Origin of the sequence: Agarivorans sp. TSD2052 (assembly GCF_023238625.1) — a bacterium.
Lineage (GTDB): Bacteria > Pseudomonadota > Gammaproteobacteria > Enterobacterales > Celerinatantimonadaceae > Agarivorans.
Map to the genome: position 1 here is coordinate 814,146 of NZ_CP096670.1, position 14,413 is coordinate 828,558.

At 45.7% G+C, this 14,413-nt stretch carries 14 protein-coding genes and 1 tRNA gene; 7 read left to right on the plus strand and 8 right to left on the minus strand.

Going from position 1 to position 14,413, the window contains the following annotated elements; all coding sequences use genetic code 11:
- Positions 1-19 precede the first annotated feature (19 nt).
- Positions 20-766, plus strand: a complete 747-nt coding sequence (locus M0C34_RS03730) for a substrate-binding periplasmic protein (protein WP_248714316.1) — start codon at positions 20-22, stop codon at positions 764-766.
- A gap of 15 nt (positions 767-781) precedes the next feature.
- Here M0C34_RS03730 and M0C34_RS03735 read toward each other — a convergent pair whose 3' ends face one another.
- From M0C34_RS03735 to pepA, 4 genes are all read right to left on the minus strand, one after another.
- Positions 782-1,483, minus strand: a complete 702-nt coding sequence (locus tag M0C34_RS03735) for a DUF445 domain-containing protein (RefSeq protein ID WP_248714317.1) — start codon at positions 1,481-1,483, stop codon at positions 782-784.
- 64 nt (positions 1,484-1,547) lie between these two features.
- On the minus strand, positions 1,548-4,409 hold the full coding sequence (locus tag M0C34_RS03740) for a valine--tRNA ligase (RefSeq protein ID WP_248714318.1): 2,862 nt from the start codon (positions 4,407-4,409) through the stop codon (positions 1,548-1,550).
- Between the two features lie 14 nt (positions 4,410-4,423).
- The gene (locus M0C34_RS03745; RefSeq protein ID WP_248714319.1) at positions 4,424-4,870 is read right to left on the minus strand and encodes a DNA polymerase III subunit chi; all 447 of its coding nucleotides are present in this window, start codon (positions 4,868-4,870) and stop codon (positions 4,424-4,426) included.
- 129 nt (positions 4,871-4,999) lie between these two features.
- A complete protein-coding gene (pepA, locus tag M0C34_RS03750; protein WP_248714320.1) occupies positions 5,000-6,508 on the minus strand; it encodes a leucyl aminopeptidase in 1,509 nt (502 codons plus the stop codon).
- 193 nt (positions 6,509-6,701) lie between these two features.
- Between pepA and lptF the strand changes: the two genes are divergently transcribed.
- Positions 6,702-7,817: an LPS export ABC transporter permease LptF gene (gene lptF / locus M0C34_RS03755; protein WP_248714321.1), complete on the plus strand. Its 1,116-nt coding sequence runs from the start codon at positions 6,702-6,704 to the stop codon at positions 7,815-7,817.
- A complete protein-coding gene (gene lptG / locus M0C34_RS03760; RefSeq protein ID WP_248714322.1) occupies positions 7,801-8,868 on the plus strand; it encodes an LPS export ABC transporter permease LptG in 1,068 nt (355 codons plus the stop codon). Before lptF ends, lptG begins: the two co-directional genes overlap by 17 nt.
- Positions 8,869-8,904: 36 nt before the next feature.
- Here the strand turns inward: lptG and M0C34_RS03765 are convergent, their stop codons facing one another.
- Positions 8,905-9,375, minus strand: coding sequence for an RDD family protein (locus tag M0C34_RS03765; RefSeq protein ID WP_248714323.1), 471 nt, complete (start codon positions 9,373-9,375; stop codon positions 8,905-8,907).
- A 205-nt stretch (positions 9,376-9,580) separates the two neighbouring features.
- On the opposite strand from M0C34_RS03765, the gene M0C34_RS03770 reads away from it, so the two are divergent.
- Positions 9,581-9,667, plus strand: a tRNA-Leu gene (locus M0C34_RS03770).
- Positions 9,668-9,781: 114 nt separating this feature from the next.
- Here M0C34_RS03770 and M0C34_RS03775 read toward each other — a convergent pair.
- A complete protein-coding gene (locus M0C34_RS03775; RefSeq protein WP_248714324.1) occupies positions 9,782-10,006 on the minus strand; it encodes a GDCCVxC domain-containing (seleno)protein in 225 nt (74 codons plus the stop codon).
- A gap of 207 nt (positions 10,007-10,213) precedes the next feature.
- On the opposite strand from M0C34_RS03775, the gene M0C34_RS03780 reads away from it, so the two are divergent.
- From M0C34_RS03780 to M0C34_RS03790, 3 genes are all read left to right on the plus strand, one after another.
- A complete protein-coding gene (locus M0C34_RS03780; protein ID WP_248714325.1) occupies positions 10,214-10,783 on the plus strand; it encodes a sigma-70 family RNA polymerase sigma factor in 570 nt (189 codons plus the stop codon).
- A 128-nt stretch (positions 10,784-10,911) separates the two neighbouring features.
- Positions 10,912-11,907: a permease gene (locus M0C34_RS03785; RefSeq protein WP_248714326.1), complete on the plus strand. Its 996-nt coding sequence runs from the start codon at positions 10,912-10,914 to the stop codon at positions 11,905-11,907.
- A gap of 9 nt (positions 11,908-11,916) precedes the next feature.
- Complete coding sequence (locus M0C34_RS03790; RefSeq protein ID WP_248714327.1) at positions 11,917-12,153, plus strand: thioredoxin family protein; 237 nt, start codon at positions 11,917-11,919, stop codon at positions 12,151-12,153.
- A 247-nt stretch (positions 12,154-12,400) separates the two neighbouring features.
- Here M0C34_RS03790 and M0C34_RS03795 read toward each other — a convergent pair whose 3' ends face one another.
- Together M0C34_RS03795 and M0C34_RS03800 are read right to left on the minus strand one after the other, a co-directional pair.
- Complete coding sequence (locus M0C34_RS03795) at positions 12,401-12,868, minus strand: chemotaxis protein CheX (RefSeq protein WP_248715590.1); 468 nt, start codon at positions 12,866-12,868, stop codon at positions 12,401-12,403.
- Between the two features lie 365 nt (positions 12,869-13,233).
- The gene (locus M0C34_RS03800; RefSeq protein WP_248714328.1) at positions 13,234-14,061 is read right to left on the minus strand and encodes a glycosyltransferase family 2 protein; all 828 of its coding nucleotides are present in this window, start codon (positions 14,059-14,061) and stop codon (positions 13,234-13,236) included.
- Between the last annotated feature and the right edge of the window lie 352 nt (positions 14,062-14,413).

Consider the following 14,413-nt stretch of genomic DNA (forward strand, 5'->3'; position numbering starts at 1 on the left):
ACAGGCTAAAGAAATAGCAGTGATTCAACGATTCGTGGTGTTGGGGTGTTTACTCTGTTGGCCGGTGCTGGCCCAGCAAACGCTGACAACCGCCAACGCCCATTGGCCCCCTTGGCGAGAGCTTGAACCTGATGGACGTTTATCGGGCATTGAAATCGACATTCTCACAGAGCTGAGCCAGCGTTTAGGCTTGCAGTTAGAGACTAAGGGCTGTGGCTGGAAGCGTTGCCTGAAACACATGGTACTGGGCGAAAGCGATGTTATGACAGGGCTGCTCAAAACTGCAGAACGCGAGCAATACATGGCGTTTATCGACCCGCCGTATCGTAGCAAGCAAAGCCATTGCTTTTATCTACATAGAGGAACTGATGTAGAGCTTAACAGCTACCAAGACCTATCCAGTATCACCGTGGGTTTGCAAAGCAAAGTAGCCTATTTTGAACGGTTTGATAATGACGATAGTATATCAAAACATGAAGCCATTGATGATGTGAGTTTGTTTCGTTTACTCAAAGGGGATCGCGTCGATACGGTCATTATGTCATGTATTGAAGGGGACAACTTCCTCAAGCAACAGGGGCTGAGCCAGTGGTTTAAACATGCCCATTACGTTGAGTATAGTGAGCGAAATGTTTATTTGGCAGTGTCTAAGCAGTCACCGCTGTTGCAACGTAGGCAAGAGATCTCTACTGCTATACAAAGCATGTTAGATAGCGGTGAAATAAGCGCCATACTCAATCAGCACAAATTAGAAGCGCGCGACTAGCGCGCTCTTTAGGTTTTATACTAAGCCGTTAACCAGTCCAAATAAGCCACCAAATACGCCGCCCCAAACCACTAACCAGCCAAGGTGCTTACGGATCATTTCTTGAATAATTTGCTTAACCAATTTTGGGGTGAGTTCAGCTAAACGTTGCTCAATGATTACCGTTATTTTTTGTTGTACATCACCCAGGTGTTCTGGTTGCTCAAGCTCTTCGCGTAGCGCTTCACAAAATTGTTCGTCTTCGCTAATTTCAATCACGGCGTTTTTCAGCTTTTCGACAAACGGTTGCTCTAGGGGGGTCAGCGCATCTTTACCGCCAACCATGGCTAACATTCCTGCAAAAGATGAGCTTTCAATGGTGTCAACTAAAGCATGGTAGGCCGGGCTAAAGTCGGTTTTATCTATCACTGGGCGCAAATTGAGCTGCACCGCTTTGCCGCTTGCGTCAGATAGAAATCGGTCGATGTTTTCAGCAGTAAAAAACTGATTAAGCATCAATTGCTTGATACCAGCCTTAAAGTCGTCAAATCGGGCAGGAATAACCCCCGAGCCATATAAACCAGGCACCTTTTCAAACAGCATATGAATAGCTATCCAGTTGGTTGCCGCGCCAGATAAAGCAAATAAACCAATGGAGAACACCAGCGGCTGATTCGCAAAATGCCCATAGCTCACTAAGGCCAAAGTTATCAGATTAGTGATTAAGCTTTTATTCATATTTGCTCCTTTCTACAAAAACAAAAAAGTCCTCCATGGGGAGGACTTTTTTATAGGCGGTGTTTTACAGTGCCGCGATAGTCTCTTGCTGAGCCACAAGCTTAGCTTTAGCGCTTTCCATTTCTTCTAGCTTGGCACGTTCTTTAGCAATCACTTGCTCAGGTGCGTTCGCCACAAACTTTTGGTTAGACAGCTTACCAGACACTTTAGCTAGCTCTTTTTCTAGTTTTTCAAGTTGTTTGCCAATCCGTGCTAACTCGGCGTCTTTGTCGATTAAGCCAGCCATTGGGATCAATATTTCCATATCACCCAAAATAGCGGTTGCTGAGGCCGGAGCTTGTTCGCCTTCGGCCAATGCGGTGGTATTTTCTAGTTTGGCCAGTGACGCTAAGAACGGAGCATTGTCGTTCAAGCGACGTAAGTCTTCAGCAGAGGCATTTTTCAGCAATACGCTAAGTGGTTTGTTGGGGCTAATGTCCATCTCACCACGAATATTACGGATCGCTAGAATGAACTGTTTCAGCCACTCTAAATCGGCTACCGCTGCTTGGTCAATGCGTGATGCGTCAAACTCAGGAAAGGCTTGCAGCATAATGCTATCGCTAGCTTGCGCTTTACCGGCTAACGGTGCCACTTGGCGCCAAATGGTTTCGGTGATGTATGGCGTAATCGGGTGCATTAGGCGTAACAGACTTTCTAATACATTTAGCAGGGTATAGCGGGTACCGCGTTGCTGTGCTTGGTTACCTTTGAACAATACCGGTTTGGTTAACTCTAAGTACCAACCACAGAACTGGTTCCAGGTAAATTCGTAAATTAGCTGAGCGGCAATGTCGAAGCGGTAAGTATCTAGGGCTTCGCGGTAAGCTTTAATGGTTTCTTGATACTGGCCTTCGATCCAGCGATCAGCCAGTGAAAATTCCATTTCGCCGCCGTCTTTCCCGCAGTCTTGCTCTTCGGTATTCATTAATACATAGCGGCTGGCGTTCCATAACTTGTTACAGAAGTTACGGTAGCCCTCAAGGCGGTTCATGTCCCAGTTAATGTCACGACCAGTGGTCGCCATTGCTGCTAGGGTGAAACGCAGAGCATCGGTGCCATGGGCTTCAATGCCACCTTCAAAGGTTTTACGGGTATCTTTCTCAATCTTTTTGGCAAGCTGTGGCTGCATCATGTTGCCACAACGCTTAGTGACTAAGCTTTCTAAATCGATGCCGTCTATCATATCTAAAGGATCAAGCACGTTGCCCTTTGATTTAGACATTTTATCGCCGTTCTCATCGCGAATAAGCCCTGTGACATACACGGTGTTAAACGGCACTTGGGGTTTGTTGTTTTCGTCTTTGATGAAGTACATAGTCATCATGATCATTCTGGCAACCCAGAAGAAGATAATGTCAAAACCCGTTACCAATACGTCACTCGGGTGGAAGGTAGCAAGGTTTGGGGTTTTCTCTGGCCAGCCCTGGGTGGCAAAGGTCCATAAACCTGAAGAGAACCAGGTATCAAGGACATCTTCGTCTTGGCGAAGGCTTATGTCGTCGCTTAATCCATGATTGCTGCGTACTTCGGCTTCATCTCGGCCTACGTACACTTTGCCTGCCTCGTCGTACCAAGCTGGGATGCGGTGTCCCCACCAAAGTTGGCGAGAGATACACCAATCTTGAATATCACGCATCCACGAGAAGTACATGTTCTCGTATTGCTGTGGAACAAATTTAATATCGCCATTTTCTACCGCTTCGGTTGCTGTTTTAGCTAGCGGGGCAGCACGTACATACCATTGGTCAGTAAGCATTGGCTCAATCACTACGCCACCACGGTCTCCATAAGGAACGGTGTTGTTATGCTCTGCCACTTCTTCTAGTAAACCGAGTTCATCAAACTTGGCAACAATGGCTTTACGGGCCGCAAAGCGCTCAAGGCCTTGGTACTCGGCTGGAATGTCGGTTGAGTAGGCTTTTGATGGCTCACCCTTTGTATTAAATACTTCTGCTTCGTCACGAATGTCAGCATTCAAGGTAAGAATGTTGATCATTGGTAATTGGTGGCGCTTACCGACTTCGCAGTCATTGAAGTCGTGGGCTGGGGTGATTTTCACACAACCAGTCCCTTTTTCCATATCGGCGTGTTCGTCACCCACAATAGGAATGCGACGGCCAACCAAAGGCAATTCGATAAATTTACCAATTAAGCCGTTATAACGGGGATCGTCTGGGTTAACCGCAACACCCGTATCACCAAGCATTGTTTCTGGGCGAGTGGTGGCTACCACGAGGTAGTTAAGGCCTTCACTGGTGGTTTCACCATCGGCCAGCGGGTAGCGCAGGTGCCACATGTGGCCCTTTTGCTCTTTATTTTCAACTTCTAAGTCTGAAATAGCGGTGTGTAGCTTTGGATCCCAGTTTACTAGGCGTTTGCCACGGTAAATGAGGTCGTCTTCGTACAAACGTACAAAGGCTTCTTCTACCGCTTTAGACATGCCTTTATCCATGGTAAAGCGCTCACGCTCCCAATCCACAGAGGCACCTAATCGACGTAACTGTTTGGTAATGGTACCGCCAGATTCTGCTTTCCAATCCCAGATTTTGTCGATGAAGGCTTCACGACCATAATCGTGTTTAGTTTTGTCTTCTTCAGCAGCAATTTTACGCTCTACGACCATTTGGGTCGCAATACCTGCATGGTCGGTACCCACTTGCCACAAGGTATTTTTGCCCTGCATGCGTTGATAACGGATCAGCGTATCCATAATGGTGTCTTGAAAAGCATGTCCCATATGCAAGCTGCCAGTGACGTTTGGCGGTGGGATCATGATGCTAAACGCCTCTTTAGAGGTGTCGCCATGCGGCTTAAAATGGCCTTGTTGTTCCCATTCTTGATAAAGCGCCTGTTCAATAGCGCTAGGGTTGTAGGTCTTTTCCATTGGATGTACTGACTCTATGTAATGTCTGGGTTTGTGTATGCGGCAGTGTCTAATTGTAGACCCTGCTGGCGATACACTCGATAACGTTCTCTAGCCGCAGCCTTGCCGGTTTCATCTGCTGGCACAAAATCGATAATATGTTGAAAATTCCTGGCAAACTCGGGCGCGGTATCTGTGAGGTTCACTAAACACTGGCGGCGTTGCCTAGGTGCTTGCCAAGATATCTCGACAGGCGCCCCACCTTGGGGGCCCTCACCACTGAGGTTATGCGGGACAAACTGCTCTGGCTCAAATTTCCACAGCTGTTCATCAAGCCGCTCGGCGTGTTGTTGCGATGAGGTATAAACAAAAATGCGTTCACCATTTCTGTAATACTGCGCAACTATTTGGCACACTATTTTATCGAGCGCTTCGCTGTCAGTGGTGACAGAATCGGGCATGATATAAAATTTCGCTTGCATACGCTAGAGACTACTTGTTTGAAATAAGCTCGGCAACGATAACCGCGGCCACTAAACATTAAAAGGCAAAGCCCGTTAAAAACCAAAACAGGGAGCTAAGCTCCCTGTAGGTAGCAAATAACTTAGTGCTTATTCTTCGACTTCTTGTCCTGTTTTACTCAGTAAAAACTGAGTAAGCAGCGGCACTGGTCGACCGGTTGCACCTTTCTCTCCACCGGTTTTCCATGCGGTACCGGCAATATCTAGGTGAGCCCAGTTGTACTTTTTAGTGAAGCGCGATAAGAAACAGGCTGCGGTAATTGAACCGGCAGTTTTGCCTCCAATATTAGCCATGTCAGCAAAGTTGCTGGCTAACTGCTCTTGGTATTCTTCACCTAATGGTAGTCGCCACGTTTTGTCGCCACTTTGCTCTGCACAGTTTAGCAAATCATGGGCTAGTGGGTTATGTGGAGTCATTAAGCCACTAGTGTGATGACCTAAAGCCACCACACATGCACCGGTTAAGGTGGCAACATCAATGACTAACTCTGGGTCGTAACGCTCTACGTAGGTAAGAACATCACACAATACCATGCGCCCTTCAGCGTCGGTATTAAGCACTTCAACGGTGATACCAGACATCGTAGTAATCACATCACCTGGGCGGTAGGCATTGCCATTTGGCATGTTTTCACAGCCAGCCAAGATGCCGGTTACTTTTAGCGGCAGTTGTAACTCTGCAAGAGCTTTCATTGTGCCGTATACACCCGCAGCACCACCCATGTCATATTTCATTTCATCCATGCCTGCGCCTGGTTTTAGTGAAATACCACCTGAATCAAAAGTAAGGCCTTTACCTACTAATACAATCGGTTTTTGGTCTTCGCAGCCAGGGGCACAATATTCAATGATGCTCATGATTGATTCATTCTCTGAACCGCGGCCTACCGCTAAGTAAGAATCCATTTTTAACTCGGCCATGTCAGCTTCGCCAAGGGTACTTACTGTAACGTTGTCGTATTTTTCAGCCAGCTCTTTAGCTTGCTCGGCTAAGTAAGCGGGGTTACAAATGTTAGGCGGGAGATTGGCTAAATCTTTAGCATGTTTCACCCCACGGGCTACCGCCAAACCATGCTGCACGGCGTTTTCACCAATGGTTAATTCACGGCGAGTAGGCACATTGAACACAATCTTGCGTAGTGGACGACGGGTTTCTTCACGATTACTTTTAAGCATATCAAAGCTATATAAGCTCTCTTGGGTGGTTTCAACCGCTTGACGAACCTTCCAATAAGTATTGCGTGATTTAACGTGTAGCTCGGGTAAGAAGCATACCGCTTCCATAGAACCTGTGTCGTTTAAGGTATTAATGGTTTTGGTAATGATTTGGCGGTATTGACGCTCGTTTAACTCGCGCTCTTTACCACAACCTACCAACAATACCCGTTCACTTAATACGTTAGGTACATGATGCAGTAACAATACTTGTCCGGCTTTACCTTCTAGGTCACCGCGGCGCAATAAGGCGCTGATGTAGCCATCACTGATTTTATCTAGTTGCTCGGCTACTGGTGATAAACGGCGTGGTTCATACACTCCAACAACAATACACGCGCTTCGTTGTTTTTCCGGGCTGCCGCTTTTTACGCTAAACTCCATGAATACTCCTACAATCACCAAAACTGGGTTAAGATAGCCGACTGACTAGGATCTGATTACTGATCTTGTCTGCTGATTAAACAAATATGGGTTATACAGGCGCATATTGCTATGCGAAACTGTAAAAAATAGAAAGTTTATCTGAAAATTTTGCTATTACCAGCAAAGTTCTATGTTTGAAGTGAATGACTGAGTGCTAATATTCCGCTATCTGTTTAAAGAAACTGCAAAAACGCAACTGGCAGTGTTGGCCGTTTTGCTGTTGATTTTTACCTCACAAAAATTTGTCCGAGTCTTGGGGCAAGCGGCAGAAGGCAATGTGGCCGGCGAAATCATCGCTAAGGTTATGTTGTTAAATATGCCGGCCTTTTTGATTCTTATCTTGCCAATAAGCATGTTCCTTGGTGTTTTGGTGGCTCACGGCCGTTTATACGCTGATAGTGAAATGGTGGTATTGCAAGCCTGCGGCTACAGTACTGCCCAGCTGTTGCGAGACACCTTGATTTTGGCACTGTTCTCAACAGCTGCTGCTGGCTTTAATACCCTATACCTCAGCCCCTATACCAATGAACTCGAACAAAAGCTATTTGATCAAATGGACGCCGAAGCGGGGATCTCGGTATTAGTTCAGGGGCGCTTTGAATCTTTAGGTGGTGGGGTTGTTACTTTTGTTGAACAAATTGAAAATAAAGGCCAACACTTAGAAAAAGTGTTTGTTGCCCATACGCCTTCAGGTGATTCCGATACTCGCCCCTCGGTTGTCATGGCCGCAGAAGGCGGTATTGAACGACGCACTGACGGTTCGCAATGGATGGTGCTAACGAACGGTAAACGTTATGAGAAAGCGCCCGAACAACTAGACTATAGCGTGCTGCATTTTGAGCGCTATAGGGTTTACTTACGCCAACAGGAAGGTAACCAATCACAAAGGCGCTTATGGTCTTTGCCTACTCGTGATTTATGGGGGGCTACCGAGTTAACGCACATTGCTGAATTGCAGTGGCGAATATCGTTGCCCTTAACCATTCCCATTTTGACCTTTATGGTGGTACCACTCGCAGCGGTAAACCCTCGACAAGGCCGTTATGCTAAATTGCTACCGGCGATACTACTTTACCTCAGTTATTACCTGATGCTAAGTGCTGCACGCAGCGGTGTGGAAGATGGCAGCTTAGCGCCTCATATTGGTTTATGGTCGGTGCATTTATTGATGCTGGTTATAGCCTTGGCGTACCTGTTTATTCGCAGTGAATACTACTTAAAAATGCGTGGAAAGATTAAAGGAAAAGCCTGTGTTTCGAATTCTTGATTGGTACATTGGGCGCACCATTATTATGTCTTGCCTGCTGGTACTGGTTACCTTACAAAGCCTGAGCATGATCGTTAAGTTTGTGGAGCAGCTTGGCAGTGTTGGCCAAGGTGATTATCAAGTGGTTGATGCGCTTTGGTATGTACTACTTAGTGTGCCGCGAGAGCTGGAAGTATTTTTTCCTATGGCGGCCTTATTAGGCTCATTAATTGGCTTAGGTTCGTTGGCTAGCACCAGTGAGCTAGTGGTGATGCAAAGCGCCGGTTTATCAAGGTTGAATATTGCCACCGCGGTGGTAAAAACCGCTGTGCCAATGATGATTGCGATGATGTTATTAGGCGAGTATGTGGCTCCGCGTACCGATTTAGCCGCTAAAGAGCTGCGCTCAAGCAAAATATCGGGTGGGGCATTAGTTGCCGTGCAGCGCGGTGTATGGGCTAAAGATGGTGACAGCTTTGTAAATATTGGAGAAGTTCAAGAGAGCAAAGAGCTGTTTAATATTACCATTTATCGCTTCAATGATGACGCCGAGCTTTATCAACAAGTGGAAGGTAACCAAGCCTTTTATGATTCAAACCGCTGGATCATTCGCCAAGCAAAAGTGACAGACTTCAGTGATGACGGAGTGATTAGGCAGGTGTATGACGACTACCCTTGGAGCAGCACACTAACACCAGATAAATTGAGTGTGGTAACCATTAAGCCGCACGATTTATCGATATCTGGCATGTACTCATATATCGGTTATTTAAAGCAAAACAAGCAAGACCCAGCGCGCTACGAGCTGGCCCTAGCACGCAAATTAATGATGCCGATATTAACCGGTATTATGATGTTGCTGGCCTTGTCGTTTGTGTTTGGCCCATTGCGGAGTTCCAGCATGGGGGCCAAAATTATGTTAGGTGTGGTAGCAGGCTTTAGTTACTATATTTTGGATCAGGTACTTGGCTCAATGAGCCTAGTTTATGGGGTGCCACCTTATTTTAGTGCCGCTATACCTAGTGTATTAGTGCTAGCGATTGCTTTTTATCTTATTAATCGCCGCGCATAAGCGAGGCGATTAATCTTCGCTGGGGGGCTAGAGGGCTTACTTTTTAGGTAAAGTTACCACCTTGCATTGGCCCCACATATCTTGAAAAGCAGTATTGTCTTTGGTGACAATAACCATCAAATTGCCTAAGCCCAGTGCAGAGGTAAATAAGCGAATTAAAGCCTGCGAATAGCTAATGTTAGAGCCGTCTTTATTTTGCACCCGTAGTCGCCAAGCGCGCATACCAATGGTTTGCCCCGAGTTATGCCAAAACCAAATATAGAACAAAATAATACTGCCCCACATCAATCCCTGAAACCAAATTTGCGATACTAAGTAGTTCGCGTGCTCTATGCCCTCGGGTAAAATGGTCCAGCCCATGCTGGTGGACAGCGCAACCATCGCTAGGCCAATCATGGTGGCAACCATTGCAATGGCAATTGCCATTACAGCATCGTATATGTAAGCACCGAGTCGGCGAAAAAAGCCGGCTGATGGAAGCTGTGCAAAAGAAGAAACTTGGCTCATCTATGTTAACCCTCAGAAATTTTGCGCATTTTAGCAAAACTAGCGGGCACAGAGTAATTAATCGTCATTTTTTGCCGCTTAGGCCGAATAAGCATAGCGCTAGCGCAATTCTTAAACACTTAGCGCCTTATTGGTTAAAAAGCGCTTGCCAATCTTAAAACGCAGCTTATAATGCCAATCACTCGCTAAGGCGAGTAAAACAAATGCCAGAGTGATGAAATTGGTAGACATAGGGGATTCAAAATCCCCCGTTAGAAATAACGTGCCGGTTCAAGTCCGGCCTCTGGTACCAAATTAGAAAAAGCCGTCCTAGTGACGGCTTTTTTGTGTCTTAAATTTCCTTAATGCCTCTCAACCTTAATAACCCATTAGGCCCATGCTCCCGTTGTTATTGGGCTTTATTGGTTTAACTCGCGCAGCAACCTTTGTTAGTGGGGTTTTGTTGTATTGGGGGGCAAGGCACCGTGCCGTAGGAGCAATACACACAACAGTCCCCGGCTTTAGGTGTTAATAGCTGTTGGCATTGTTCACATGGGTAATACCACTGGCAGGCGTTTGTGGGCATCATGTCTACTTTTTTATGGCCACAGTTTGGGCACGTTATCTCAGATTCTAAGACAATATCCTTCATGACCGTTTCCTCGATTTGTTTGGCGGGGGCAGTTGAGTAGTAAGCTTAACCAAGTGCTGATTGTTCGGGATATCTTTGCCAACACTTCTGGGTATGAGCGAAACTTTAACCCGCCACACTACAGATTCTGTTTTAATCCATTACACTCGTTAATAGGGCTTACCCGCTACGCCAAATATTGCCCATTAGATGATAAGTGATAATACCATGTCTGATATATGTGATTCGTTAACAGTGCCATGCCTTCTAGATACGTGGCATTTAACCGAGTCTGAACTTTATTACTGGTTACTTAAACAATCGGCCAATCAAGAGATTGCTTTTGATTTGCTGCAAGAAACCTTTCTACGGGCCTTGCAGCAAAAAAAAGCCTTTTGTGATATCAAAAACCAACGTTCGTGGCTATTTCGGGTTGCCCGAAATTTGTATGTAGATATGTTGAGGCAATCTAAGCGACTTAGCTATGATGATGGCTTATTGCTTTCTGCTTACGCAGACACTACGGAGGAGCAGCCCGTTGTTGATAGCCTTGCTCAGTGTTTACCTATCGCCCTAAAGCAGTTAAGCCCGGCCGATCAAAACATCATTGAAGCTTGTGATCTGAAAGGCATGGCGCAGCAACAGTTCGCAAACCAACATGGCTTAAGCTTAAGTGCCACCAAGTCGCGCATTCAACGCGCCCGTAATAAGCTTAAACTCACCCTAAAAAAGCAGTGTCTAATTCGGCTAGATGAGCAGCAGCGGGTTTGTTGCTATGTACCAAAAACCTCGAGTTAAGCCCTCTTTCACATCTCTTTATATTCTCAGCCAAGATTAATGTGCATCTTTTAGGGCGTGCATGCGTCTTATTAGAAAGCATCGGCTAAACATCGCTAAGCCTTGCTTGTAGGAATATAGGAGCCGATATGTTTGAAATTTTTGCCCTGCTGGCCGACTGGTTAACTTATCAGGTATTGGCTTTGCCTCGCGCTTCGAAGTTGGCGGGAGCGGTACATTTTTTTATCGAAGATACCAGCAAAATCATGCTGCTATTAGTGGTAATGATTTATGTCATCGCCCTGTTTCGTGCGTCGCTCAATGTGGAGAAGGTTCGTTACTATCTGGCGGGTAAAAAGCGGGTTTTTGGTTATTTGAGCGGCAGTTTTTTTGGGGCCATTACACCTTTTTGTTCTTGTTCTAGTATTCCGGTGTTTTTAGGGTTTACGTCGGCAGGCATTCCGCTGGGCATTACTATGGCATTTTTGATCACCTCTCCATTGATTAATGAAATTGCCATTCTGTTGCTATTTAGCTTGCTGGGTTGGAAGTTTACCTTGCTGTATGTGGGTGTAGGGATGTTGATTGGGGTATTAAGTGGCCTTTTTTGGGATGTGATAGGGGCAGAGCGTTGGTTGCAACCGTTTGCGACCAAAGCGATGAAAGCCGCTAAGGCGCAACGGCAATCTCCTTTAGGCGATCAGCCATCGAGCAGGCTCTCATTAAGTGCTAGGCATACTTTCGCCAAACAAGAGATGGCTGAGATAGTGGGGCGGGTTTGGAAGTGGGTATTTATTGGTGTGGGCATTGGTGCCGGTTTGCATGGCTTTGTTCCAGAGGGCTGGATAGAAGCGCATTTGGGGGCAGGGCAATGGTGGTCTGTACCTGCCGCTGTATTGGTGGGCATTCCGCTTTATTCAAATGCTACTGGCGTGATTCCGATTATGGAAAGTTTGCTCAGAAATGGATTACCAATAGGTACTACTTTGGCGTTTTGCATGAGTACGGTTGCGGCCAGTATCCCTGAGTTTGTGATGCTAAAACAAGTCATGCAATGGCGCCTATTAGGGTTACTGTTTGCCTTGCTACTTACGGCATTTACCGTAATGGGTTGGGTATTTAATTTATCTATATGGGGTTTTTAGGAGAGAAAAATGAAAACATTTAAAGTGCTAGGCTCGGGTTGTGCCAACTGTGTAAACACGGCCAAACGGATTGAACAAACGGCCAATGAGCTACATATCAAGGTGGTAGTCGAAAAGGTCACGGATCTTGAAACCATCATGAATTATCAGGTGATGTCTACACCCGCTGTGGTGCTCAATGAACAGTTAGTGCATTCTGGCGGCGTACCCAATAAGGAGGTGATTACCGCTTGGTTGAAAGAATAACTCACCGCCTCAAAAGCCATAGCATGAGTTAAAGGCTGCGAACGGAGCGTTGCAGATGAGCTACCGCTGGTGGATGGTTTCGCCAACGTTTGGGTAACCGTGGGCTTGCTGGGTGTGTTCTTGTCGAGTAATGATTAAGGCGTGGGCTGCGGAAGAAAGTGCTAATGGCTAAATGTAAGCCCGCCCGCGGTAAATAATGAGAACTAAACTCCTCGAGCAGGCCTTACATTTTATCGTCAAAGATTAGTTAGACGTTTTCAAAACAAATTTCAATGGTGGCGTGCCCATGAATGGAAGTGAAAGGGATCAACACCTTAGGGCCTTCGGTTTTATGGGTAATAGTATGAGATGGGCCAGACACAACAACCGGTGTAGCCATGTCAAAGTCATAACCACTGTCGGCTAATAAGCGCTTGGCTCCACCGGTTACCATGTTGGTGATTTCGCCCACCATGTCGGTCACTTCTTCATTTATAGAGTCGGGCGCTTCGCCTAGCATACGGCGCATGATCTCTATGGCTAAGCCCTTATCAAAGCTAATTGAAAGTGAGCCCTTGGTTTGCGGTCCAACCATACCGATCAGCCCTGATACGTCACCGCGAGCCAATTCATCTCGTTTTAAACCAGGTTTACCTGGTTTCAGCTCTAACTGAGCCATCGTTTCCAGAACATTGAGAAGAGATTTAAGAAAAGGGTTTACAAAATTTACGTCCATAGTTTCAGATAACTTCCTAGTCTGAATGAATTTAGCATTGCTGCAAATAAGGTATTCTACAGCCAAATAGCGTTGCTTTGGCTTAAGCATCGCATGAGATCCGATGTGCTGCAACTTTTACAAATAAAACTACGAGCTCACTCACTGATTACTATAGTCCTGATTGCCTCCAGTGGCAGCATTAAAGCAGGCTTTATTATTTCTTTTGTTAGTTGTTCATTGCGTTTAGGCCAAGTGGTTTTAGGCTTAGTTGCTTATTCTCATTAGCTAGTCGCTTCTATTTGCTCATCGCATAGGCTTATGTCAAAGGCATCTTGGTGGCCTACAGCGGTCGCTATAGGCCAGTTGCTGCTCTAGTTATGTTGTTACTTACCCTTATAGTTTTGGGGCAGGCCAATAGATACTAGCCTGAATAGGTAATGCCTAAGCCCGTGAGCTCGCCAACTGGCTAACTCAAAAGTGCGTTGTAAGTTGTTACTAAGCGCCCATAATCCGCCTTCTTTATATAGATCTTTCCAATGTTTTTTGAATACCTTGAGTCGTCCATAATAAATGTATTGCCAGCGCGCTGATTCATTGCCTTGATTAGATCGTCTAAACCACACCAGTGCTTGGTTAATAAACTTGTATTGATGACCCTGACTTAGCAGGGTAAGAAACAAGTCGTAATCTTCGGCAACGACGTTGGGATCAAAGCCGCCAGCTTGAATAAAATGCTCTCGTTTAACTAGCCAGCTAGATGGAACAATATGAGAATCTACCAGGCTGTCTTTTAAGGCTAAATATTCGGGTTTATTGATACAGGTTTCATTGGCGCTGCCTTCTTCACTAAAAATGCGGGTTCCGCAGTGACAGCCCGACAGCTCTGCTTCGTCTTGCATTAGCTGTTGTTGCAGCGCTAACTTGTTGCTTTCCCAATAATCATCAGCGTCTAGAAAAGCCAAAAACTCCCCTTTAGCCTGTTTAGCGCCGGTATTTCTGGCTTCAGCAATACCCCGGTTCATGGGGTGGTCAATAATGGTAACTTGCTGAGCATATTTTTCTAGAAATGAGCGGGAGTCTTCTTTAGAGCCATCATTGACAACTAGGATTTCTAAGGCGGGTGCCGTTTGCTGAAACACTGATTGTAAGGCTTTATCAATATACTGATCATTATTGTAATAGGGGATAATGACAGAGGTTTTTGCGTCCATGCTAAATCCTTCGTTAATTAGGCAAAAATTACCAAGTTTTCTCTCTCGGTAGTATACTATCCGGCTAGCGATTCGTTAGCCTAGCATGTTGCTATTGATGTTTGTTTGACCATACTCAAAGGGGTAGGGTCATAAACGTAAAGTACCTACTTAATTTTTCTTTTTATGTGTTGAGCCCCATGACTGAAGTTTCCCTGTTCCAACCCCATCGTTTTTCGGTAGCCCCGATGCTCGATTAATAGGATTATAAAAACTAATCCTATTTTAATCAGAACATTACAAGTCAGTTTTTCTTTGAGGGGGCAATTTGGAGACGAAATGCTTCTTCAATGACCTTTCTATCGTCAAAAAA